Genomic DNA, 23,685 nt, shown 5'->3' on the forward strand with positions numbered 1-23,685 from the left:
GGTCAGGCGATGTCTTTTCCGGATGAGTTCGGCTTAGGAGTCGGTTGCGGGGACCGTCACCAGCTTCCCGTCGCGCGGGACAGTCTTCAACTCGCCCCGACGCACGAGGCGATTCACATGCGCCAGCGTTTCGGTGAAGGCAAAGCTCATCTGATGCGGATCGAGGGGGCGCGTGAACAGCACCGGGACAAGTGCGGCGGCGGTCTGGGGTCCGGCCTTGCAAGCCTCGCGAATGCGGTCGCAGCGTTCCTCGTGGTGCGCTTCGAGTTCGGAGCATCGCTGGTGCAGGCCCCGGAACACGCGGCGATGCCCCGGAAGAACAAGAACGTCATCGGGGATTTCCGAGCGGAGAAACCTGAGCGAACGCAGGTAGTGTCCTAGGGGGTCGCCGTTCGGGTCGCCTGCGTAGACGCTCACGTTGGGAGAGATGCGTTCGAGCACCTGATCGGCGGCGAAGAGGAGCTTTTCTTCCTCGCAATAGAGCATCACCTGTTCGGGCGCGTGGCCGTCGCCGGTAAGAACGCGGAAGGTGAACGCGCCGATTTCGAGCACGTCGGCGAGGACAAGCCGATGATAGGACAACGGCAGTTCGGCAACCCGACGCAGATATTCGTTGCCCTGGATCGCGACGACGCCGGCGACCTCTTTGGACATCCCGTGTTTCTGGTAGAAGTCGAAGTTCTGGGCGGTCAGCCTTTCGTTCACGCCGAGCGGCACGACCTTGCTGCCCATGTAGGAGGAGTAGCTGGTCAGCAGCTGAGCGTCGAACTGTTTGCAGAGCCAGCCGGCAAGGCCGATGTGATCGGGGTGGAAATGGGTCACGATCACGCGGGTGATGGTTTCGCCCTTCATCGGCCCGTCGAACAGGGCGGTCCAGATCCCGATCGCCTCATCCGTCTGGATGCCGGTATCGATCACCGCCCAGCCTTCGCCGTCGCGGATGAAGAAGATGTTTACATGATCGAGCAAATAGGGAAGCGGCACGCGGGTCCAAAGGATACCCTCGCGCACCTCGACGAGCTCACCGAAACCCGGCATCTCGGCAAAGGGAAATTCGAGGGCACTGGCTGTCTGTGGTTGCGCGCTGGCTGACATGGCAAAGTCCTTGCTTGTCCGTGGCGGGATCAGGCCGGTGAGGCAATCCTCAGGGTCCCCGAGAGGACGTCCTTGCCGTCATCCGTCCTGACCCAGACGGAGAATCCGTCGTCCGTGCGATCGCCGCCCGCGGTGATGCGTTCCCCGACCCTTACCGGTGCGGTAAACCGGATGTCCAGATCCTGCTGCGTTGCGGCGGCGCCGAACGTGACCTCGATGGCATTGAGCAGAAGGACGAGCGACATCGATCCGTGCACGATGGGGCCGCCGAAAGGGGTCTGGCTGGCGAAGTCCTGGTCCAGATGCAGCGGATTGAAATCATGCGCGAGGTTGGCATAGGCAGCGGTCAGGGCCGGATCGCTTTGCAGGCTGAGCTGCTTGAGGGCCGAGGGTGTCATGGCGTTTCTCCTAGGCTGCCCAGATAGAGCGTATTGTTCCGGTCATGATGACCTGGCCGCCGGCCGAGGCCTCGACACCGAAGGACACCCACTTGCGGCCCTTGCGCTCTTCCTTGTCGCGGCAGAATACCGAAATGGCGAGCGTGTCGTTCCACCGGGCCGGCGCGCCGGTGAAGGACAGTGCCTGCGAGGCGTGCACGTTGCCGTTCGGGCGCGGCTGGATCGCACGGATATAGGCCTCCATCATCGCGGCAACGATCATGCCGCCCGGCAGGCGAGACGAGTCGGACGGGCCGAACAGCTTGACCCATTCCGCCTTCTTGGCCTCGTCCATGGCTATGTTGACCGTGCCAAAGGACTGGCCGGATTCGAACCTGTCAAAGGTCCAGAGCGCGGCCTCGTCGGTCATTCCCGGCCTCTCCTCTTCATATCTCGGGGTCTGAAAATAATCAGACCAATTGGCCGGATTTTCTAGACGCGGACGCGGCGGTTGCCAATCCTCCTTGCACAGCTGCATCCGCAGCGATGCGCGTGCAGGCCTGCCAGACGCCGGCGCGGCGGCGGTTCACGGGGTCTTGGCGAGCGAGATGGAGCCCTCTACCGCGAGCGCGCCGATCTGGGCGTCGGTGAGGCCGGCATCACGCAGCAGCTCTTCGGTGTGCTGCCCAAGTTTCGGGGGCAGACCGAGTTCGAAGCTGGCGTCGTTCCAGACCATCGGGTTCGCGATGGCGCGCGTGCGGCCCTCGGTGGGGTGATCCTGTTCCACGACCAGTTCCGAGGCACGCGTTTGCGGATCGTCGATCAACTCCTGAAGCGAATTCATCGGCGAGACGGGAATGTCGAGGTCATCGAAGAAATCCATCCAGTAGGCGGTGTCCTGTTCTTTCAGGATGTCGGACATGAGCGCGGAAACCGAATCGATGTGAACGACCCGCGCATTGATCGAGCTGAAGTGCGGGTGGTCGAGCAGATCCTCGCGGCCGACCTTGGGTAGAAACCGCCGCCAATGGTTGTCGTTGTAGACCGCGACGCAGATGTGCCCGTTTCGCGTCTTGAACGGCCTGCGGTCATGCGACAGCAGGCGGGGATAGCCAAGCGCGCCATCGCCATCGACCGATGTGGTGCCGTAGAGATGATCGCCCAGCACAAGGGACGCCAGAACCTCGAACATCGGCAGTTCGACCTTCTGCGCCTGGCCGGTCTGACGGGCAGCCAGCAGGCCGATGGGAATTGCCGCCGCCGCATACAGCCCGACGATGCGGTCGGCCATGTTGATCGGCACATAGCGCGGAGAGTGCGACCCCGCGAGGGTCTGAAGATAGGGCAGACCACAGGCCCCCTGGATCAGATCGTCATAGGCGGGACGGTCGCGATACGGGCCCTTCTGTCCATAGCCATAGAGGTTGCAAAAGACGATCTTCGGATTGACCGATGCGAGGCGTTCAAAATCCAGTCCGCGTCTCTGCGCGGCCCGGGGGCGCAGGTTGTGCACCACGACATCTGCCTTGGCGATGATCTTGTCCAGGGCTTCACGGCAGCGCGGGTCGGCCAGATCCATCGACAGGGTCTTCTTGCCCCGATTCAGGTTCATGAAGAGCGGACCCATACCGGAGGTAACGCTTGGCCCGATATGGCGCGTCGTGTCACCCGCCATCGGTTCGACCTTGATGACCTCGGCACCGCTGTCCGCCAGGATCTGCGTGCAGAGCGGGCCCATCAAAACGGTCGTGAGGTCCACCACCCGGATCCCGTCAAGAGGCTTGGAAGCCGCCTTTTGTGCCACTCGTCTTTCCTCCAGATGGCCGCGTCGCATGTTTCTGGTGCGAGTGTGCACCAGCCGCCAGTGGAAATGAACCTTATTTTTAGAATTTTAAAACTTATCACTCCCGCGGGGCCATCTCCCTTGCTGCCCGGTCAGAATGCCGTGCGGTCGGAGCCCTTGAGTTGCAGCAATTCGCGGGCGTCGTCGGGCGTTGCAATCTCGAGCCCCAGTCCCTCGATGATGCCGCGGATCGCCGTGACCTGTTCAGCGTTGGACTTTGCCAGTTGGCCTTTCTTCAGCCAGAGCGAATCCTCGAGGCCGACGCGCACGTTTCCGCCCATAAGCGCGGCGGAGGTGGCGATGCGCATCTGATTGGCCCCTGCCCCGAGCACGGACCAGACATAGTCCCCGCCGAAAAGCCGGTCTGCGGTGCGGCGCATGTGCATGACGTCTTCGGCGTGGGTGCCGATTCCACCCAGGATGCCGAAGACCGACTGAACGAAGAACGGTGGCTTGATCAGGCCGCGGTCGATGAAATGCGCCAGCGTATAGAGATGGCCGATGTCATAGCATTCGACCTCGAACCGGGTGTTCTGTTCGGAACATGAGCGCAGAATGTGTTCGATATCGGCCAGGGTGTTACGGAAGAACCCGCTGCGGCTGCCCTCCAGATAGTCGCGTTCCCAGCCGCTGATTTCGGGATAGCGTTGCAGCATCGGGTAGAGGCCAAAGTTCATCGTGCCCATGTTCAGAGACGCCAGTTCGGGGCTGAACTCCACAGCGGGACGGAGCCGTTCTTCGATGGTCATGGTCTGGGAGCCACCGGTTGTCAGGTTCAGCACCGCGTCGGACTGCTGCTTGATGGATTGCAGGAAGGGCCGGAACAGCGCCGGGTTCTGATCCGGAATGCCGCTGTCCGGTTTGCGCGCATGGAGGTGAATAACCGCGGCGCCTGCCTGTGCCGCCTCGACCGCGTTCCGGGCGATCTGCTCTGCTGTTATGGGGAGATGCGGTGACATCGATGGCGTGTGGATGGATCCGGTGATCGCGCAGCTGATGACGACCTTGCGGCTCGATGTTTTGGGACGGTTCATGATTTTGCTCCTCGGCCTGTCGCAGGCGGCCTTTTGACCGGCGCCGGGCGCCTGACTGATGGGATTGGTATAAAATCGAGTTGCGGCGTCATACAAGTCTTAATGATGAGACTTCTGGTTGATCCCTGCCAGCCGCCCCAGCAGGACGGGATGTGGCGTGGAAAAGGCCAGCCGCGCCTCGACAGCCGCACCGGCAGCGATCAGCGCGCGGTCGTCGTAACGCCGGGCCATGATCTGAAGCCCGACCGGCAGGTCATCGGCCAGCCCTGCGGGCAGCGTGAGTGCCGGTTGGCCGGTCGTGTTGGCCGGCAGCACATAGGTGGTTGCAGACCAGCGCGTGTAAGCGCCCTCGTGGTAGGGCAGGTCTGCGGCTGGCGCCGTGTCCAGCATCGTTGGCGTGATGAGGAAGCGGTGCGTTTCATGAAAGGTCGCCAGTTCTGCCGTCAGATCAAGCTGGTGTTGCAGCCCCTGCCAGATCGCCTCGGGCCCGATGGACATTCCGCTCAGGCCGATTTCCACAAGTTTCGGGTCTACGAGGTCGCGCTTGTCCTCCGGTATGGAGCGCAGTGCCTGGGCCATGCTAGCCAGCCAGAAGGGTTCGAACCGTTCGCGCATCGGTGGGATGACGGACCCGACCTCGATGATTGTGGCGCCGGCCTGTCGCAATAGGCGCAGGGCCTCGTCGATGACAGCAAGAGTGCCAGGAGAGGCCTGTGCGCCAGCGAAGCCGGGCGCGTAGGCAAAGGTCAGGGAGGTCAAGTCGGGTCGGCTGGCCGGGTACCAGGATTCGGGATCGTACGGGAGGCAGAGCGGGTCGCGCCGGTCGGGCTGGCGCATGACGTCAAGTGCGAGCGCGGCGTCGGCGACGTTCCGGGCGATCGGTCCTTCCACGACCATCCGGGCCGAGGGGCCTGATTGTGGAAGGAAAGGTATGCTGCCGTTTGTTGGTTTGATGCCGACGACGCCACAGTAGCTGGGCGGCATTCTGAGCGAGCCGCCTCCGTCTGTTCCATGGGCGATCGGCCCGAGGCCGGCGGCCACTGCTGCCGCGCCGCCCCCGGTTGACCCACCCGCGTTGCGTGTGACGTCCCAGGGGGTGCGGGTCGCCCCGTTTCGGCGCGATTGCGTCAGACTCTTCCAGGCGAATTCGGGGGTGGTCGTCTTGGCGAAGATCACCGCTCCGGCGCGCTTCAGGCTTGCGACAGAGGGCGCATCCGTGCGGGCCGGAACCGAGGCATCGGTCAGGAGCGATCCCTTGAGGGTCGGCCATCCTGCAAGGTCCACCGTGTCCTTGATTGTTATCGGGACGCCATCGAGCGGCCCGCACGGGCGCTGGTTGCGCCACCGGGTTGTCGCTTCCTCGGCCTCTGCCAACGCCATGTCGAAGCGGACTGTCTGAAAGGGATTGAGCACGGGTGCCACGCGCTCCGCCTGCCGGGATATTTCAGTGAGGACCTCAACAGGAGTCAGGTTTCCCAGCCGGAAAGCGGTGGTGAGTTCGGTTGCGCTCGACCAAATGGGATTGTCCATGATGTCCCTTTGCGGCAAGGCTAAAAACATGTTTACGGATTTATGGACATTTATGTGCCAGCTTAGCAAGGTGTCCGGCGGATACTCTCGTGAAGCGTACCGCAACCTAGTGGAATGACGTGTTTATGGTTCGCCGTGGTAAAGGCTCAAGATAGATCATAATGCGCAGTTTTCCGTGGTTCATTGCGGGAGGTCCGCAGCTGTGAGCCGCTTTTTCGGCATATTCTTCCGGTTTACCGGTATTCAGCACGGCCATGTCCCCCTTGATAAGGACGTGCACGTCATTTCGTACCGTCACTTTGCACCCGTGCGACGCTGTGTTCGCAAAGGGAGGAATTCATGCAAACAGGATTTGTTCTCCGTACCGTGCTGGCTGGCGCCCTCGGTGTGGGATTTGCCGCGGCTGCCATGGCGCAGGATGTGACCATCCGCTATTCGAACTGGCTGCCGAGCGGCTTCTGGCTCAAGGAAGAGGTGATCGCAGACTGGATCAAGCAGGTCGAGGAAGTCACTGAAGGCCGGGTTGTTGTCGAGACGACGCCGAAGGTGGTCGGATCGGTGCAGGGACAATATGACGTTATCCGCGATGGGCTGGCCGATCTGAGCTGGATCGTTGCGGGCTATACCCCCGGGCGCTTCCCGATGATCGAGTTTGGAGATCTCGGACTGATCGGCGAAAAGGCCGGTACGCTTGCCCCCGCGATGGACCGGATTTATCGCGAGGACCTGGCGCAATACAACGTCTTCGAAGGTGTCGAACCGCTGTCGGTGCTGGTCATCTCGCCCCTGCAGATGGTTCTGAAGGGCACCGTGGTCAACCACGTCGAAGATCTGAAGGGGCTGAAGCTGCGGTCTTCATCGAACACCTTGACAGCCGCGATCGAGGCCGTCGGTGCCGTGCCGATCCTGAAGCCGATTGCAGAGGTTTATGAAATGTTGGCCTCGGGCACGATCGACGGGCAGATCACCAACCTGAACTCGGTGATCGGGTTTGGCGGGCTGGGGCTGACCGATTCCCAATATTACATCCCGGGCGGCATGTCGAACGCGGTCATCCTGTGGGGCCTGAACAAGGCTACCTGGGACAAGATCTCGCCGGCAGACCAGGACGCGATCCGCAAGATTTCGGGTGAGGTTTTCGCCAAGAACGTTGGCGATGAATACGACCGTCAGGACGCGGCGGCTCTCGAGAAGATGAAAGAGGCGGGCTATTCGACGACGGTGGCCTCCGATGAGGACATGGCGAAGCTGCGCGAGATGCTCAAGCCCATTGAAACCGCCTGGATCGAACGGGCCAAGGCGGCCGGGCTGGAGAATGCCGAAGAGACTCTGGCGAAATACAAAAAGGCCGCAACCGGCGGCATGTAAGCACACAGCACGCAACAAGAGATGGCGACGGGGGCCCGGTGGTGGCTCCCGTCCTTTTTTCCAGACCGTAACGGGGCCAGTAGCATGGAAACGATGAACGCGATCCGCATCCACCGGAACGGCGGCGCAGAAGAAATGCAATGGGAGCAGGTGCCCAAACCAGTGCCAGGTCACGGGCAGGCGCTGGTGCGGCACACGGCCATCGGTGTCAACTTTTCCGATATCAACGTCCGGCGTGGCGGTTTCTATGCGAGCATCCTGTCCGACAGCGATCAACCATTTCCGCTGATCCTGGGGAACGAGGCGGCGGGCGTGGTCGAGACCGTTGGCAAAGGCGTTACCGACGTCGCCCCCGGGGACCGTGTGGCCTATGCCGGTATGCACGGGCAGTTCTTCGAGCAATCCGGCGCCTATTGCGAGTATCGTGCGGTGCCGCAGGACAGGCTTGTCCACATACCAGACGCGGTGTCGGACGAGCAGGCGGCGGCGATGTTGCTGAAGGGCAGTACAGCGTCGTTGATCGTCAATCGTCTGGCGACCCCCGGACCGGGCGACACCGTGCTAGTACATGCAGCCGCCTCGGGTGTGGGTTCGCTGCTGTGCCAATGGGCGCACCATCTTGGCGCGACTGTGATCGGCACGGCGGGTTCGCCTGAGAAGGCCGAGATCGGGCGGCAGAACGGCTGCTCTCACGTGGTGCTTTACAACGACGTGGATTTTTCCGAGGCGGTTCGCGATCTCGTGCCGGAGGGGGTCAGCATCGTATATGACGGCGTTGGCGCGGCGACTTTCGAGAAATCCGTCGGTCTCATGGCGCCCTTCGGGAAGCTGGTGAACTACGGAAATGCCTCCGGCCCGGTTGCGCCGCTCAATATCCAGACGCTGGCCATGCGCTCGCTTTCGGTGGCGCGCGCCGGCGTCACCGGCCATATCGGTGACGCGGTGGCGCTGCGGCGAACGGCAAGCGAGCTGGTCGGGTTACTTGCCGAAGGGGCGCTGGTTCCGCGCATCGACTCGCGTTTTGCGCTGCGCGACGCGGTTCAGGCACATCAGTTGGCAGAGACGGCCAGGGCCGCCGGGTCGATCCTGCTGCTGCCCTGACCCTTCAGGTCTTCAAAAGATGGGTGATGTCGCGCTGTGTCTCATAGCGCGACCCCAGATAGCAGAGCTTGCCCAGGTAGAGGATCTTGCCTTCGACATCCGTACAGATACGGGTAATCCGGGCCACGGGCGAGTGCAGCGCGCAGCCGAGGAGGAGGGACTCCTCCTCGTCCGACATGCCTACGGTGACTTTTTCCTTCCAGATCGCCACGAAATCGCGGCCGTAGTCGCTGACCAGGCGCGCCACCTTGATCCGCTGCTCGGCGCCCTCGGGGAACCTCTGATAGAGGCTTTGGGCGATAAAGTTATGCGAGACGGAATAGGCGGCGCCAGCGTCCATGTCGATCTTGTGGATATGCTGGTATTCGCCGGCCAGCTTGCCAAAGAAGGCATCGGCCCGGTCGGGAAGTCCCGGCTGGGACGAATAGATCCGGAGCTTGAAGTCGGGGGTGTCGCGTTCGACCGAACCGACCGAAAGGAAGACCGGCTGGTTCTTGAGCTCGTAGGTCACGGTGGTGCGTCTGCCGCGATGGCTGGAGAGCAGTCCTTCGGCCGAGAGCATCTGGATCGCCTGCCGCGCGGTAACTCGCGCCACGTCGTATTGCTTGGCCAGTTCCTCGAGCGTCGGAATCGGCTCGTTCTGCGCCCATTCTCCTGCCACGATCTTGCGGCGGAAGATATCCGCGAGTTGTGCGTAAAGGGTCACTGGACCGGACTTCAGGACCGCAGGTTGGCTCGAGTTCATCAATTAACCAGTTCGCTCAATGGTTGTTCTACTGATGGATCTATATAGAACTTTTGTGCGTTTCTCAACTGACGTTAGAGCGGGTAATACCAGTGAACCGACCTATTTGCCTATCTGAACGACACAATCCTAGCGATTGCAGAGCGTTCGTCCGTTCGCTGGCTGGAGGGCAACATGACTCTATTTTGGATAAAGCAGATATTTTTGACAGGCCCGGCACTCTTTTCCGGCAAATGATTCCTTAACGTGACGGCGTGACGATGCATCGGGGACTTTCAGACTTTCGGCAATGCGCCGGCGGCGGCATAGTCAGCGACTTCTTCCGCGGTCAGGCCAAACTCGCGCAGGATTGCGGGGCCGTTTTCGCCCAGACGTGGCGCGACGGTGCGCGTCTTCATTGGAACATCGCCACCGAACAGCGGCCCCGGAATGGTCAGCGCCGCTCCGCCGGGCAGCTGCATCCGAGTCAGCGCGCCGGCGGTGACAAGTGACGGGTCTTCAAGAACTTCGGGCAACGTCTGCACCGGTGCTGACGGTACGCCTTCGGCTTCGAGCGCGTCGCGGAGGGTGTCGCGGTCCCACTCGGCTGTCAGGACGGAAAGGCGGGCATTCATGAGGTCACGGTTCTGAACGCGTTCGGCCAGGGTGGGCCAGGGGCAGGCTTCGCCCCGCCCCCGATCCAGGACAGACCAGAGGCGCGCATAAAGCCGGTCGTTGCTGGCAGCCAGCAGGATCGGACCAGTTTTGGTGTGAAACGTGCCATAGGGCACGAGCGAAAGATGACCGCTGCCGTAGCGCTGCGGGACGGCGCCGCCGAGGCTGTAAGAGGCAATCTGGAAATTCATCAGGTTGAGCGCCGAACGCAGAAGCGAAGGTTCCACATAGGCCCCCTGCCCCGTGGCATCGCGATGACGTAGCGCCGCGAGGATGCCCACGACCGAGGCCATGCCGGTGGACAGGTCCAGCACGCTTGGGCCGCAGCGCACCGGTTCGCCATCGGCTTCGCCCGTCAGGCTCATGACGCCGGAATAGGCCTGCATCGTCGCCTCGTATCCGGGCAGGCGTTCGTTCCGCGTTTTCGTGGGATGGGCCCGCACCGAACAGTGGATCAGGCGGGAATTCGCGGTCTTGAGTGTCTCGCGGCCGAGTCCCAGACGATCCATGCCGCCATGACGGAAATTCTCGATCAGGACATCAGTTTCGGCGATCATGCGCAGCAGCAGATCGCGGCCGGCGGGTTTGCCGACATCGAGGGCGATACTGCGCTTGGAATGATTGAGCGCGGCGTTGGCGCCGGTGAAATCGCCGAAGACCGGGGGCCAACGGCGGGTTTCGTCCATTTGATCGGGGTGTTCTACATGAATGACATCGGCGCCCAGGTCGGCGAGGATGGCGCCAGCGAAGGGGCCAGCCAGAACGCGGCTGAGATCCAGCACGCGGATACCCTGGCAGGGAAGCGCGGGGGCGGTGTGGTCGGTGCTCATGGCGATCTGGTCCCGATGCGGTCTGCGGTCTCGACGATCCGGCGCGCCCGCCGGAGCATCGGCTCGTCGGTCATGTCGCCTTCGAAGAGGAAGGCTCCGCGGTCGGTGATAGCCGACAGCATCCGGCGGCTTCGGTCCAGCTCTTGCTGGGTCGGCCGAAAGGCGTTCCGCACGATTTCCGTTTGCGACGGGTGGATCATGTATTTGCCGACGAAGCCTAGCACCGCGGCCTCGTTCGCGTCGCGCTCCAGTATCTTGCCGCCGTCCGACATCTCGGCGGTGACCGTGTCGTAGGCCGGCACGCGCGCCGCGCCGGCCGCCAGCAGGATCTGGTTGCGCGCCTGTGTCAGGATCGGCAGCAGCGCACCGGACGGGTCTCGCACAGCGCGCATGCCCAGGTCGGCGACAAGGTCGTAGGGACCCCAGGAGACTGCCCCGACCGCGTCGTGGCGCAGGAGTTGCGGCAGCGTCTGAAGGCCGGCGGCGGATTCCACCGTGATCGTCAGGCTGACCGATTTGCCGATGGCCGCGACGACCTGGTCGATCTGGCTGGTCGTCTCGGTCTTGGCCATCAGGATCGAGCGCGCTCCGGCTGCGGCGAGGGCCTTCAGGTCGGCCTGGCCACGCTCGGTCGCGGGGTCGTTGATGCGGACAATGACAGTCCTGTCCCCGCCCGCGATGTGGGCGCAGACAGCATCACGGGCCGCGTCCTTGGAAGCGGGCATGACCCCGTCCTCCAGATCCAGCACGGCGGTATCGGCAGCTGCGGCGGCCTTGGCAAACCGCTCGGGCCGATCGCCCGGACAGAACAGGATGGAGGGTCCGTAAAGGGGTGTCATCACGCTGTCCTTTCAGAAATCCGCCGCGGCGCGCATCAGATCCTCGCGGTGATCGGGGTGAGCAATCGCCGCCAGCGCTTCGGCCCGTTCACGCATCGTCTTGCCGCGCAGATCGGCCGAGCCGAATTCGCTCACGACGACCTGAACCAGCGTGCGCTGAGCCGTAACTGGTCCGGGAGGCAGCTGTTTCACGATGCGACTGGCGCCCTTCTTGGTGGTCGCGCGCAGGGCGATGACCGACAGGTTGCCGTCGAACATCGCGCCGATGGCGAAATCCGAACTGCCGCCTGTCGAGCCGACCTGTCGCCCGCCGAGCGTCTCGGCGTTCGTCTGTCCGTAGAGGTCGATTTCGAGAACCGAGTTCACCGAGACGAAGTTCTCGACCCTGGCAAGGGCATTGGGCGTGTGCGTCTCGAATGCGCTTGCCATCCGAAGGTCCTTTCGCCCATCGGCCCAGCGGTAGAGGTCTTCCGTGCCGAGGATTTCGCCGATGATGCAGCATGGCCCATCCTGTCGGCAGGCACCGCTTTCGATCAGGCCGATGCCGGGATCGGAGAGCTGTGAATAGATGGTGAGGTGCTTGCGGTTCAGGGTCTGCAGTTCGGCCAGCATCGCGCCGGGGATCCCGCCGATACCGAATTGCAGGGTCGCACCGTCGGGGACGTGTTTCGCGGCATTCAGGGCAACCTGCCTGTCAATGTCGTCGCCGTCGCGGTGGGGAAAGGGGATCAGCGGATGATCTGTCCGAACGAGGATATCGAGCTCGGATTCATGCACCAGCGCGCTGCCGAAGGTGCGCGGCATCCTGGGATTGACCTCGGCCACGACCAGCTTTGCGCTGCGCAACATTGGCAGTTGCTGGCCGACGTGGATCCCGAGGCTGTGATAGCCCTGCGCATCCGCTTCCGAAACCTGGACAAAGGCCACGTCGATATGCGCGGCGGCCAGCATCCGGGCGGTCTGGGTCCAGTTCAGCGGCAGATAGTCCGCCCGCAGGTCACGCGCCGAACAGCTGAGCAGCGTGCCGGGCATGAACCACGTCCTCAGACGGAATGCGCCGGCATTCGGGCCGGTCAGGAAATCGTATCCCGTCAGCAGCATGCCGGTGAGGATCGTCACATCGCGAAGCTCACCGCCCCGTGCCCAGAGCGCGGTTGTCAGGTCGGTCGGCTCGGCGCCGATACAGCCCAGACCGACCGTCATGCCGGATTTGACCACGGCGACGGCATCCTCGGCGGTGCGACACTTCGACCCGGTCATTGGGCCACCTCCGCCGTCGCGCGGGCGCGGAACCGCTTGAGCGATCCGGCCTTCATGATGCGTCCGGGCAAGGGATGGCCAACAATCTGTTCCGCCAGCGTGGCGACCGAGATGGCCTGTTCGAGATCGACGCCGGTGTCGACGCCCATCTCTTCGCAAAGAAACACCAGTTCCTCGGTGGCGATATTGCCCGCCGCCGCGCGGTTTCCCGCGAAGGGACAGCCGCCGAGACCGCCGATGGAGCTGTCGAAGCGGGACACGCCAAGGTCCAGCCCTGCGGCCGCATTGGCGATGCCGAGGCCGCGGGTGTCGTGCAGGTGAAGCGCGATCGGCAGGTCCGGCCACCGGTCGCGCGCCGCGCCAATGACGCGGCGCACAAGGGTGGGGTTTGCGGCGCCGATTGTGTCGCAGAGGCAGATTTCGGACGGTTTCTGCCCCAGATCGGCAAGGCCTGAAATCAGGCGTTCGACGGCCGCCAGAACCTTGTCGACCGGCACGGAGCCTTCGTAATTGCAGCCGAAGGCAGTGAAGATGTAGAGCGGGCTGCGTCCCAGTCCGGCCTCGTCATAAAGCCCGCGCATCGCCATCTGTTCGGCCAGGGACCGATCGGGCGTCCGGTTGTTGTTCTTCAGCAGGAAGGTGTCAGATGCGCTGGCGAACAGGACCGGACGCAGGGTGAAGCTGGTGGCCTGCGCCCGCCGGAAGCCGCTGTCATTCAGCCAGAGCGCGCCGTATTCGACACCTAGCTTCTGGTCGATCCCCTCGGCGATCCGTTCGGCATCGGCCATCTGGGGCAGCAGTTTCGGACTGACGAAGGACGCACAGGTGATGTGGCGCAGGCCCGTTTCGGCGAGCGCCTCGATCAGGCGGATCTTGTCGCGGGTCGCAATACCGGGCGGTTCGCTTTGAAAGCCTTCGCGCGGGCCTTCCTCGATGATTTCAACCCGTTCCGGCAGATCCGTCATTGTCTTGGCTCCCCTGGTGTCACTTGCCCGGCCAGACCGGCTTGCGCTTTTCGTTGAAAGCCGCGAGGCCTTCCTTTGCGTCCTGGGTCATGCCGAACATGCCGATCTGCGATTCCATGAAGGTCAGAGCCTGATCCATCGACATGTCGCGTGTGGCGCGCAAAGCGTATTTGCCGCGCCGGATCGCTGTCGGCGACTTGTCGACGATCCGGCCCAGCAGCCAATTGGTCTTTTCGTCCAGTTCGCCGGCGGGGACGACATAGTTGATCAGCCCGATGTCGCAGGCCTCCTCTGCGGTGATCGGCTCGCCCGTATATGTCATCTCCTCGAACTTGCGCGGCGGAATCAGTCGTTCCAGCAGGGCGGCCACCTGGGCCGGGAACATCCCGATCTTGACCTCTGGCAGTCCGAACAGGGCCTTCTCGGTCGCGACGGCCATGTCGCACATCGCCAGCAGACCCATGCCGCCCGCCAGGCAGTGGCCATTCACCCGCGCCACGATTGGCACATCGCAGGATTTGGCAACCCGCAGCAGCCCGGCGAAGGCGGTGCGCGGTTCAGCGGGATCGAAGCCGAAGGTATCTGCGCCGGGCTTCAGATCGCCGCCGGCGCAGAACGCCTTTTCGCCCGCCGCGGTCACCAGAACCACGCGGATGTCGCGATTGGGGATATTCTCCTCCAACGCGATGCGCATCGCGATCATGATCTCCTCGTTCAAGGCGTTGCGGCGTTCTTCGCGGTTGATCGTCAGTCTCAGAACATGGTCCTGCCGTTCGATCAGCAGATCGGTATAACTCATTTCGAACCCTTCCTTTCAGTGGCGCCGGCGCTGCGCGCGCGCCAGTCTGCGATGATCTCTGCGACCGGGATTTCGCTGTTCCTGTCCTCTCGCAGAGACCTGCCGTCCATCGAGGCAAGGCGTGGGGCGAGCGCCGGGATCCAGGCGCCGCCCTCTGCGCAGTGAAAGCTGTTGCGGGCCCTGGCATGGGGATGTGCGACCGCTTCGTCGAGGTCGAGCACCGGGGTCAGGCAGGCGTCCTTGTCACGGGCACGTGCGACCCAGTCGTCCCGCGTGCGTGTCAGGAACGTTTCAGCGAAGATGCGGCGTCCTTCCGGCCAGCGGGCCTGGTCAGACTGCGGCGGCAGGTCTCCTTCCGTCAGGCCAAGCACCGCCAGCAGAGATTTATAGAACTTGGGCTCAATCGCCCCGACGGCGACGTGGTGGCCGTCAGCGCAGACGTAGGTGTCGTAGAAGAACGCCCCGCCGTCGAGCAGGTTGGTGCCCGGCGGGCCAAGCTGGTCCTGTCCGTGCAAGGCGAATTGCTTGCTCATCATGATGGCGGCACCGTCGATCATGGCGGCGTCGATCACCTCGCCCTGCCCTGTCGCCCGTGCGCGCCAGAGTGCGGTCATCAGTCCAAACAGCATGGTCATCGTGCCGCCACCGTAGTCCCCGATCAGATTGAGCGGGACCACCGGGCGTTCGCCTGGGCGGGTGATGCGGCCTAACACACCGGACAAGGCGATGTAGTTTATGTCATGCCCCGCCTCACGGGCCAGCGGACCGTCCTGACCCCAGCCGGTCATCCGGCAATAGACAAGTGCAGGCGCGCGGGCGTGGCAGTCGGCCGATCCCAGCCCGAGCCGCTCCATCGTGCCGGGCCGGAATCCTTCGAGCAGCGCGTCGGCGCCGGACACCAGGTCGAGACAGGCGGCGCGCCCCTCCGGCGATTTCAAATCGAGTCGGACAACGCGCCGCGACCGCACCGCGACGTCGGTGTCCGGTTCCTTCTGGATTCGGACGACATCGGCGCCGAACCCGGCCAGCAGCGTTCCGGCCAGCGGCAACGGGCCAAGCGCGGCCATCTCGAGGATGCGCAGGCCCGCAAGGGGCCGGTCGTGCGGTATGTCGGCTCCTGTCTCCATCGTCCGGGCAGGCTCAGTAAGACCGGGGCAGACCGAGCACGTGCTCGGACACGTAGTTCATGATCATCTCGCGGCTGACCGGGGCGATCCGGGGCAGCATGATCTCGCGCAGGTAGCGCTCGACGTTGTATTCCTTGGCGTATCCGAAGCCACCGTGCGTGCGGACAACCTGATCGCAGGTGGCAAAAGCGGCATCAGCGGCAAGGTATTTGGCTGCGTTTGCCTGAGCGCCGCAAGGCTGGCCGCTGTCATAGAGTTTCGCCGCGAGCCAGACCATGAGATCGGCCGCTTCGAGCGACATCCAGCTTTGGGCGAGCGGATGTTGAATCGCCTGGTTCTTGCCAATCGGCCGGCCGAAAACGACGCGGTCGTTGGCATACTGGACCCCGTGGGCCAGCGAACGTCGGCCCAGCCCGACACATTCCGCCGCGATCAGAACCCGTTCGGGGTTGAGGCTGTCCAGCAGCATGCGGAAGCCCTTACCCTCTTCCCCGATGCGGTCTTCCTCGGGGATGACGAGGTTGTCGATGAAGATCGCGTTCGAGTTGACGGCGTTTCGTCCCATCTTGTCGATCTCGCGGACCTCGATCCGGTCGCGGTTGAAATCGGTGTAGAACAGCGTCAAGCCGTCAGTGCGCTTTGCACAGTCTTCCTTCGGCGTGGTTCGGGTCAGCAGAAAGATCTTCGTCGCCTGCTGTGCCGTCGTCGTCCAGACCTTGCGGCCGTTCACGATGTAGTTGTCGCCCTGCCGCACCGCGCGTGTGGTGATCGCGGTGGTATCGAGACCGGCGTCCGGTTCGGTCACGCCGAAGGCCACCTTGTCCTCGCCCCGCACAAGGGGCGGCACGATCCGGGACTTCTGTTCCTCGGTGCCGTACAGCAACACGGGATGCGGTCCGAAAAGGTTGATATGGAAGGTCGAGCAGGCCGAGATCGCCCCGGCGGAATTGGCCACGGTCTGCATCATGATCGCCGCTTCGGTCACGCCAAGGCCGGCGCCGCCGTATTGTTCGGGCATGGTCAGACCCAGCCAGCCCTGTTCGGCCAGAGCCTTGTGGAATTCATGCGGGAAGCTGTGCGTCTTTTCCTTTTCACGCCAGTATTCGTCATCGAAGCCATCGCAGAGCTTCTTGATGGCGCGGTGAATCCCCGCGCGATCTTCATTGGCTTCAACACCAGGCGGAAGGGCTTCGGACAAGAGGTTGGCAGTCATTGGTTCGCTCTCCTAATTCGAAACCCAGCGGCACCGTGCGGATGTCGGTGGCCAGATGAGCCTGTTTCATTTGCGGGTGTTTCAGGGGATGCAGGCCTCAGACGGCTGCGAACCGTCCCTTGCGCCCGTCGAGGTAGACCATGGGATCGAGTTCGCCGTCGGTGCGCACGGATTCGACTTGCCCCACGAAAATGGAATGAGTTCCATAGCGCCACTTTTCGGCGACGCTGCAGAAGATGTTGGCCTGCGCATCCGGGAGATAGGGCAGATTCGCCTGGACCTGCCAGTCGCCGAGGCTGAAGCGCGCCTCGCCTTTCAACTCTCCGCTGAACGCGCCGAGCAACGCGTCGTGGTTGCCCCCCATGAGGTTGGCGCAGAAGCGGCCTTCGGCCCGCAGAGGGTCGTGGATGCTGGCCTGGGCGTTGACGCAGACCAGGATCGATGGTGGATCGAAGCTTAGCGAGGTAACCGAGGTTGCGGCCATGCCATGGCGCCGGCCGGCGCTCATCGTGGTGATGAGACAGGGGGTGGCGGCCAGGCGGCGCATGGCAAGACGGAAACTGTCGCTGACCTGGGGCGCGACCTCGGCCCACTCCAGATGGGCCTTGACGGCCGAGCCATCGGCGCTGATCCAGCCATGCGGGGCGGCCTTGGCGACCATTTGATCGAGACCGGTCTGCCAGTGAGTGTCGGCAGGCCCGGTCGTGCGCAGCCATGACAAGGACACCCAGGCGGTGTCCTTGTCGGCGAGGGTCAGCGAAGGTTCGAGAGACAGTTGGTGCGACGCGAAACTGGTGGCAGTCCGGTCGCACATGACGACCTTGAACCGGGAAAAGTCCTCGGCGAGATCCAGCGCCATTCGGTCTCCCCTGACCCGCACTTCCATGTCCGGCCTCCCTATTCGCCAGCCTTGCGCTGCGCCGCGGCCTTCCCTGCCTCGTGCTGCGCAAAGGCCGCATCGGACGCGGTCTTTCGGCGGGCCTGGAAGTCCGTATTCTGGGCGATCATCCAATCCTGCGTTGCGACCCGGTTCCGGTTGGTCTTTGCGAAATGCGGCATGACGTAGCGCGCGTAGAGCTCGTAGGACTTGCGGGTCGCGGCGGGGTCGGCCCAATCGACGTGCTGTGCCAGGAAGACACCGAATTCGCCCTGCTTGCCCTGCATCCGCTCGATCATCTCGATGGCGTCATCCGGGGTGCCGATGACCGCGCGCTTGCTGTCGATCAGCGCCTTTGTCAGTTCCTTGCCCCTCGCTCCGAAGGGGTTCGGCGAGACGAGCTGATAGTAGTCGCCCCATTCGTCCAGACCCCATTCTACGTTCTTCAGCGCCTGCTCGCGGGTTTCAGCGATGTGGATCGGAGCGACGAGGCGCAGGTTGTTGCGGTCCATCGTGTTGCCGTATTCCTGAGCCGTTTCGCAGGCGATCTTCCAATTGGTATCCAGCACGTTGAACCCGCCGCTATCGGAAGCGGCCACGCAGAGCATCGAGGCTCCGAACTTGCCGGCGGCATGCCCGCCAGACGGGGTGCCGGCGCTGGCAACCGCGATTTCCGGCAGGGGCCGGGAATAGGGCAGCAGATGGGCGCGCGCGTTCTGGAGCTTGTACCATTCCGTCTCTTCGGTGACTTCCTCGCCCTTCAGCAGACGGATGATGACATCCAGCGCCTCGAGCATCCGGTTGCGGGTGGTCTTGGGTTCGATCGCCTGCATGTGCGCGTCGCCGACCAGCAGCCCCGGCCCGAAGCCGAAGCTGACGCGGCCGCGTGTCTGATGGTCGAGCTGCGCGATGCGGTTCGCGACCATCAGCGGGTTGTGATAGGGCAGCGAGATGACGCCCGTGCCGAAGCGGATGCGTTTGGTCGCTTCGGCGGCGGCCGAGATGAACAGTTCGGGGGAACTGATGATTTCCATGCCGCCCGAGTGGTGTTCGCCGATCCAGACTTCGTCAAAGCCGAGGTCTTCCCACAGCTTGCAGTAGTCGATGTCGCGCCGCAGCAGCGTCGAGGGGCTTTCGCCGATGGGGTGATATGGCGCCAGGAAGATACCGTGACGAAGCTGGATATCCGACATTCATTTCCTCCTTCAGGACCCTGGTCCGGACGCCGCCATTACTGTGTTCGCGACACGATGACGGCTAAAATAAATCTAAGGGATGGTCAATAGTACTTCTTTGGGGAGTTTCATGGCTCAACCCCTTGGTCGAGCCATGACGCCGTGTTCAGTGGCCGGCGGACTTGGCGGCGTTGCGTTCGGCGCGGCGCTTGCGTGCGAGGTCGATCATCGCCTGGACGACGTCGTCACCCTGTTCCTTCGCCTTGCGCTTGGCATCGGTCCAGGCCCGGAAATCATCGGCCGCGGTTTCGGTGTGATTGTTCCAGTCCTTGTCCAGGGGCGTGGTAATTTCCAGCCGGACGCCGTTGGGGTCGAAGAAGTAGATCGACAGGATGATGCCGTGATCGGTCGGCCCGACGATGTCGATGTCGTTGGACTTGAGCCATTCGTACCATTCCAGCACCTTGTCGGTGCTGTCGACCTCGAGCGCGATATGCGTAAAGACGTCATAGGCGGGGTGAGTGGACTTTGCCGGCGCAGGCAGCCCGGGTGCCTCGAAGAAGGCGAAGGTCGAGCCATCCTTCATCTTGAAGAAGAGGTGGAAATAAGGAAATGCGTCGCCGGTCGAGGGCACGGCATCGTCGATGACAGTGCTCGCAAGTTCCATTCCCATAATTCGGGTGTAGAAGTCGTGAGTTGCTTCGACGTCATGCGTGACCCAGGCCGCATGGTTGAGCATCATCGGCGTCAGGCCGGGATTGCGGGGCCGCGCGGTCGCGTGCGGTGCCTTTTGAACGTCCACATTTGCCATGGCATTTACCTCAATTCATCAAGACCGAAAGGCGGTCTGCTTCTGTTTCGAAATTAGCATCTGCGCGCTGGCTGGCGTGTCCCCCCCTATGGGACGCCAGTTCCGCACGCTTAGAGTGGGTTCGATAATCATCCCTGGAAAAGCCCGCGTTCGCGAAGCCAGCCAAGCTGTGTTTCGACCGCTTCCTTCAGATGATCCGGCTGGCCGGCGTAGTAATGGGTGCCGCCCTTGATCAGATGATGGGTCTTGTCCTTGCTCGCGGTGGCGGCGTGGATTGCCGGCGTGTGATAGGTGGGCACGGCGTCGTCCGCGCTGTTTTCAATGGCAAGGAAGGGCACCGTGATATGCGCCGCATTCTCCACGCCGTCGGCCTTGCTGTCCTCGATGGACCATTGCGACAACCAGGACCGCAAAGTCGAGAAACGTCCAAGCGCGACCGGGCCCGAATTCGCGGTCTCGGGATCGCCGATATAGCTCCAGTTCGGCCTTCGGTCATTCGGATCCAGTGAAGGATCCACAAAGCGCGGGTCTGCAAATGTTCGGTGGGTCAGGAAAGGCCGCTCCAATTCGCCGGTGCCACGCGATTTCAGATCGTGCAGCGTTTCCATGACCTGTGCGCGTATCTTGTCGATTCGCCAGCGTTGCGCCTTGCGATAGTCCGCGATGAATTCGGCAGAATAGGGCGCCTTGTTCGGGTTCGCGGGATCGTAGATATCCAGTTCGGGATCGCGTTTATCGGGGTCGAATTCGTCGAGAACCGAAGGATCGATATTGTCCAGAAGAAGCCGCGCCCGCGATATGTGGGCCGCTTGGAAGACAAGCGCATCCGCCGGGATCAGGCCGGCGCCTTTCACATCGACCGGGTCGCCGGCGGGTGTTTCGGTGATGGTCGGGTTCTGTGCCTGCGATTGGTACATCAGCGTCAGCGATCCACCACCGCTCCATCCCACAAGGACGACATGCCGGTATCCCAGTTCCTCTTTCGCGTGGCGGATGTAGGCGCCGAGGTCCAGCAGGACCTTTTCCATGATCAGCGCCGTGTCGTTTTTGGCATAACGGCTTGCCGCGCAGAGCACGTGCATTCCCTGCGCCACCAGAGCGCGGGGGACCGGCAGCAGCTGCAGTGTCGAGGCCGGATGCATGAAGACGCAGAGCGTATCCGAGGGGCAGCCCTCGGGAAGGATCAGAATCCCTTCAAGGTTCACGTTTCCTTGATTGCCTGCAAACCCGTAGGTTTCGACGAACTGGCTGTTCTCGGCATACTGAAGGTGCAGCCAGCGAAAAGTCAGTTGATACGGCGCCTTGGTCATCGAAACAGTCCCATCCTTGGAGTTGGAAGAACCTTAGTTTCGCGCGGGTCGGCGTGTGTCCCCTCTGGAAGTTACATCGACGGTCCCTGCACGCGGGGGCACCGGCGCGGGACGCGTCTTATAGTATTCGCGCAGATCAATCGCCGGGAGAAAACGCGTGAAAGACTTCGACGCTATTGTGATCGGTTCGGGTGTCAGCGGACTGACCACAGCCATCGTGGCGGCCCAGCAAGGGCTGAAGGTTTTGGTGATCGAGAAAGCCCCGGTGTTCGGTGGAACCACCGCCTATTCCGGCGGGGTTGGATGGATCCCGAACAACCATCTGATGCACGAGGCCGGGTTAGACGATAGCCGCGAGAAGGCCGAGACCTATCTGCGCGCGGTGCTTGGCAACCATTACGATCCGGAAATGATCGATGCATTCCTCGACAACGGGCCGAGGATGCTGAAACACATGATGGATACGACCGAACTGGATTTTGTCGTGACGCCGACGCCGGATTACGAACCGGACAAGCCGAGCGCCTATCATTCACGTGGCGTGCTCGCCAAGGAATACGACGGGACGCGCCTGGGGAAACACCTCGACCTTCTGCGCCGTCCGCTCGACACGCTGACGGTTCTGGGCGGGATGCAGGTGGCGGGCGCGGACATCACCCCGCTGCGGACAGCATTCCAGACCCCTGCCAGCTTTGGCTATACCACCCGGACCGTTGCCCGTTATGCCCGCCAGAAGGCGACCCATGGCCGAGCGACACGTTTGGTCAGCGGCAATGCTCTTGCCGCGCGGCTTCTCAAATCCGCGCTGGATGCCGGCGTGACGCTGTGGAACGAGACGCCGGCACTGGAGCTTCTCAAGACCGGGGGGCGCATCACCGGTGTCAAGGCGCGCCATAAGGGCCAGGAAATTGTTCTCACCGCGCGGAAGGCCGTCGTGCTGGCGTCGGGTGGCTTTGGTGCGAGTGAAGGGATGCGCAAGGAGTTTATGCCCAATCCCGAGCACCATCGTTCGATCCAACCTTCCGAGAACGTCGGGGACGGCGCCCGCATGGGGGAAGCTGTGGGTGGGCGCATGGCGCGCGACAATCCCTCGAACGCGATCTTCATCCCGATTTCCGAGCACCGCGAGGCGGACGGAACCGTCAAACGCTTTCCGCATATCATGATCGACCGCTACATGCCCGGGTCGATTGCGGTAGACGAGACTGGTCAACGCTTTGTCAACGAAGGGCTGTCCTACCAGCATTACGTGACGACGATGCACGCGCGGAACATGACACGGTCGTATCTGATCGGCGACCGGCGTTTCCTGCGGAAATACGGGATGGGGCTGGTGAGGCCCTTCCCCTACCCGATCGGCAAATGGCTGAAGAACGGATATCTGACCGAAGGCGCGACGCTTCAGGACCTGGCGCGCAAGATCGGCGTCGATCCGGCAGGACTGCAGGACACGGTCGAACGGTTCAACGGCTTCGCGCGCAAGGGGGCGGATGCGGATTTCGGTCGCGGAGCAGACGCGCATTCGCGTTATCGCGGCGATCAGACGGTCAAGCCGAACCCGAGCCTTGCACCGCTGGAAACAGGGCCATTCTATGCGATCACGCTGTATCCGGGTGACCTCAGCTCGGTTGCGGGGCTTGTCACCGACGGTCGGACGCGGGTTCTGGATGAGGCGGGCAAGCCGATTGCCGGGTTGTATGCTGTCGGACTCGACATGAATTCGATGACCAAGGGCATGTATCCGGCCGGCGGGTCGAGCCTCGGGCCGGGATTGACCTTCGGCTACATCGCCGGGAACGAGATCGCCGCGGCGGAGTGATCCCCCGCGGCTTGACCGGTCGCCGGGACCGGGCTTTCACTCAGGTGTCGGATTGCCACTTCTGCACCATCAGCGCCTGCGAAAGTCCGCCGTCACAGCAGATTTCCTGCGCGGTGATATAGGATGCCATGGGCGACGCCAGGAAGACGGCAAGATCGGCGACCTCGCGCGGGGCGCCCATGCGATGCAGCGGGATGCGTTCGGCCCGGGCCGCCTGCGTTGCCTTTGACATATTGGCCAGCAGCAGTGGGGTCAGGACAGAGCCGGGGCTGATGACATTGACCCGCACCCCATGTTCGGCCCATTCCACACCCATCGTCTGCGACAGGTGGATCAGGGCCGCCTTGCTGGTGCCATAGGAACCGCCGTTCGGATAGGCGCGGCCACCGGCGAGCGAAGCGACGTTCACGACCGAGGCGGCCGGGCTTTTCTTCAGCATCGGCAGCGCGCTGCGCGCCAGTTGCAGGGCGCCTTCCACATTGACCTCGAAGGACTTGCGCCAGCTGGCCAGATCGGCGTCGACCAAGGGTCGGGGCGTGATGACCCCGGCGCAGTTGACCAGCATGTCCAGTCGGCCCAAATCGGAGTCGATCTTCGCCAGCGCGGCGTCGATGTCGGCCTGTTGGCAGACGTCCATCGAGACTGCGATCGCCGTTCCGCCCTTCGACTGAATATCTGCCGCCACGCTGTCTGCCATGTCGGGACGCAGGTCCGCGACAACGACCTTTGCGCCATTGGCGGCAAAGGCATGTGCGATTGCTTCGCCGATCCCGCTGCCACCGCCGGCGACCAGTGCCACCATGTCCTCGATTGTCGAGGTCTTCATCCAGTCGCGTCGCAGGTCGTCTGCATTGCGGTCATCGGTCATAGAGTCGTCTCCAATTGATTTCTTCGTCCGGGCTGCGGGAAGGGC

General features: G+C 63.0%; 22 protein-coding genes. 3 read left to right on the plus strand and 19 right to left on the minus strand.

Annotation, left to right across the window (positions count from 1 at the left end; all coding sequences use genetic code 11):
* Positions 1 to 33: 33 nt before the first annotated feature.
* The 6 genes from IE266_RS18325 to IE266_RS18350 form a co-directional block, all read right to left on the minus strand.
* Complete coding sequence (locus tag IE266_RS18325) at positions 34 to 1,095, minus strand: MBL fold metallo-hydrolase (protein WP_189681570.1); 1,062 nt, start codon at positions 1,093 to 1,095, stop codon at positions 34 to 36.
* A 29-nt stretch (positions 1,096 to 1,124) separates the two neighbouring features.
* A complete protein-coding gene (locus tag IE266_RS18330) occupies positions 1,125 to 1,493 on the minus strand; it encodes a MaoC family dehydratase (protein WP_189681571.1) in 369 nt (122 codons plus the stop codon).
* 10 nt (positions 1,494 to 1,503) lie between these two features.
* Positions 1,504 to 1,902 (minus strand): hotdog family protein, encoded by a 399-nt coding sequence (locus tag IE266_RS18335; protein ID WP_189681572.1) that lies wholly within the window; start codon positions 1,900 to 1,902, stop codon positions 1,504 to 1,506.
* A 156-nt stretch (positions 1,903 to 2,058) separates the two neighbouring features.
* Complete coding sequence (locus IE266_RS18340; protein ID WP_189681573.1) at positions 2,059 to 3,276, minus strand: CaiB/BaiF CoA transferase family protein; 1,218 nt, start codon at positions 3,274 to 3,276, stop codon at positions 2,059 to 2,061.
* Positions 3,277 to 3,407: 131 nt separating this feature from the next.
* Complete coding sequence (kce, locus tag IE266_RS18345) at positions 3,408 to 4,349, minus strand: 3,5-dioxohexanoate:acetyl-CoA acetone transferase (protein ID WP_189681665.1); 942 nt, start codon at positions 4,347 to 4,349, stop codon at positions 3,408 to 3,410.
* A 99-nt stretch (positions 4,350 to 4,448) separates the two neighbouring features.
* Entirely contained in the window at positions 4,449 to 5,879 is a 1,431-nt protein-coding gene (locus tag IE266_RS18350) for an amidase family protein (RefSeq protein ID WP_189681574.1), read from the minus strand.
* Between the two features lie 339 nt (positions 5,880 to 6,218).
* On the opposite strand from IE266_RS18350, the gene dctP reads away from it, so the two are divergent.
* Positions 6,219 to 7,247 carry a TRAP transporter substrate-binding protein DctP gene (gene dctP / locus IE266_RS18355; RefSeq protein ID WP_189681575.1) on the plus strand — a complete coding sequence of 343 codons (1,029 nt, stop codon included), beginning with the start codon at positions 6,219 to 6,221 and terminating at the stop codon, positions 7,245 to 7,247.
* Positions 7,248 to 7,340: 93 nt separating this feature from the next.
* Positions 7,341 to 8,348: a quinone oxidoreductase family protein gene (locus IE266_RS18360; protein ID WP_189681576.1), complete on the plus strand. Its 1,008-nt coding sequence runs from the start codon at positions 7,341 to 7,343 to the stop codon at positions 8,346 to 8,348.
* Positions 8,349 to 8,352: 4 nt separating this feature from the next.
* Here IE266_RS18360 and IE266_RS18365 read toward each other — a convergent pair whose 3' ends face one another.
* The 12 genes from IE266_RS18365 to IE266_RS18420 form a co-directional block, all read right to left on the minus strand.
* Entirely contained in the window at positions 8,353 to 9,054 is a 702-nt protein-coding gene (locus IE266_RS18365; RefSeq protein WP_189681577.1) for a GntR family transcriptional regulator, read from the minus strand.
* Between the two features lie 314 nt (positions 9,055 to 9,368).
* A complete protein-coding gene (locus IE266_RS18370; protein WP_189681578.1) occupies positions 9,369 to 10,577 on the minus strand; it encodes a CaiB/BaiF CoA transferase family protein in 1,209 nt (402 codons plus the stop codon).
* Positions 10,574 to 11,416 carry an HpcH/HpaI aldolase/citrate lyase family protein gene (locus IE266_RS18375; RefSeq protein ID WP_189681579.1) on the minus strand — a complete coding sequence of 281 codons (843 nt, stop codon included), beginning with the start codon at positions 11,414 to 11,416 and terminating at the stop codon, positions 10,574 to 10,576. The genes IE266_RS18370 and IE266_RS18375 overlap by 4 nt, the downstream gene beginning before the upstream one ends.
* Before the next feature lie 12 nt (positions 11,417 to 11,428).
* Positions 11,429 to 12,676 carry an acetyl-CoA hydrolase/transferase family protein gene (locus IE266_RS18380; RefSeq protein ID WP_189681580.1) on the minus strand — a complete coding sequence of 416 codons (1,248 nt, stop codon included), beginning with the start codon at positions 12,674 to 12,676 and terminating at the stop codon, positions 11,429 to 11,431.
* Positions 12,673 to 13,641 (minus strand): hydroxymethylglutaryl-CoA lyase, encoded by a 969-nt coding sequence (locus tag IE266_RS18385; protein WP_189681581.1) that lies wholly within the window; start codon positions 13,639 to 13,641, stop codon positions 12,673 to 12,675. Before IE266_RS18385 ends, IE266_RS18380 begins: the two co-directional genes overlap by 4 nt.
* 19 nt (positions 13,642 to 13,660) lie before the next feature.
* Complete coding sequence (locus tag IE266_RS18390; protein ID WP_189681582.1) at positions 13,661 to 14,440, minus strand: enoyl-CoA hydratase/isomerase family protein; 780 nt, start codon at positions 14,438 to 14,440, stop codon at positions 13,661 to 13,663.
* Complete coding sequence (locus tag IE266_RS18395) at positions 14,437 to 15,567, minus strand: CaiB/BaiF CoA transferase family protein (RefSeq protein WP_189681583.1); 1,131 nt, start codon at positions 15,565 to 15,567, stop codon at positions 14,437 to 14,439. The genes IE266_RS18390 and IE266_RS18395 overlap by 4 nt, the downstream gene beginning before the upstream one ends.
* Positions 15,568 to 15,580: 13 nt before the next feature.
* A complete protein-coding gene (locus tag IE266_RS18400; protein WP_189681584.1) occupies positions 15,581 to 16,780 on the minus strand; it encodes an acyl-CoA dehydrogenase family protein in 1,200 nt (399 codons plus the stop codon).
* 97 nt (positions 16,781 to 16,877) lie between these two features.
* Positions 16,878 to 17,639 carry a flavin reductase family protein gene (locus tag IE266_RS18405; RefSeq protein WP_189681585.1) on the minus strand — a complete coding sequence of 254 codons (762 nt, stop codon included), beginning with the start codon at positions 17,637 to 17,639 and terminating at the stop codon, positions 16,878 to 16,880.
* Between the two features lie 38 nt (positions 17,640 to 17,677).
* The gene (locus IE266_RS18410) at positions 17,678 to 18,850 is read right to left on the minus strand and encodes an LLM class flavin-dependent oxidoreductase (RefSeq protein ID WP_189681586.1); all 1,173 of its coding nucleotides are present in this window, start codon (positions 18,848 to 18,850) and stop codon (positions 17,678 to 17,680) included.
* Positions 18,851 to 18,998: 148 nt separating this feature from the next.
* Positions 18,999 to 19,643, minus strand: a complete 645-nt coding sequence (locus IE266_RS18415; protein WP_229864268.1) for a VOC family protein — start codon at positions 19,641 to 19,643, stop codon at positions 18,999 to 19,001.
* Between the two features lie 128 nt (positions 19,644 to 19,771).
* Positions 19,772 to 20,953 (minus strand): alpha/beta hydrolase, encoded by a 1,182-nt coding sequence (locus tag IE266_RS18420; protein WP_189681587.1) that lies wholly within the window; start codon positions 20,951 to 20,953, stop codon positions 19,772 to 19,774.
* Between the two features lie 157 nt (positions 20,954 to 21,110).
* Between IE266_RS18420 and IE266_RS18425 the strand changes: the two genes are divergently transcribed.
* Positions 21,111 to 22,772 (plus strand): FAD-dependent oxidoreductase, encoded by a 1,662-nt coding sequence (locus tag IE266_RS18425; RefSeq protein ID WP_189681588.1) that lies wholly within the window; start codon positions 21,111 to 21,113, stop codon positions 22,770 to 22,772.
* 40 nt (positions 22,773 to 22,812) lie between these two features.
* Here IE266_RS18425 and IE266_RS18430 read toward each other — a convergent pair whose 3' ends face one another.
* Positions 22,813 to 23,640: an SDR family NAD(P)-dependent oxidoreductase gene (locus IE266_RS18430; RefSeq protein WP_189681589.1), complete on the minus strand. Its 828-nt coding sequence runs from the start codon at positions 23,638 to 23,640 to the stop codon at positions 22,813 to 22,815.
* Positions 23,641 to 23,685 lie beyond the last annotated feature (45 nt).

It is taken from the genome of Seohaeicola zhoushanensis (assembly GCF_014656415.1).
GTDB lineage: Bacteria > Pseudomonadota > Alphaproteobacteria > Rhodobacterales > Rhodobacteraceae > Seohaeicola_A > Seohaeicola_A zhoushanensis.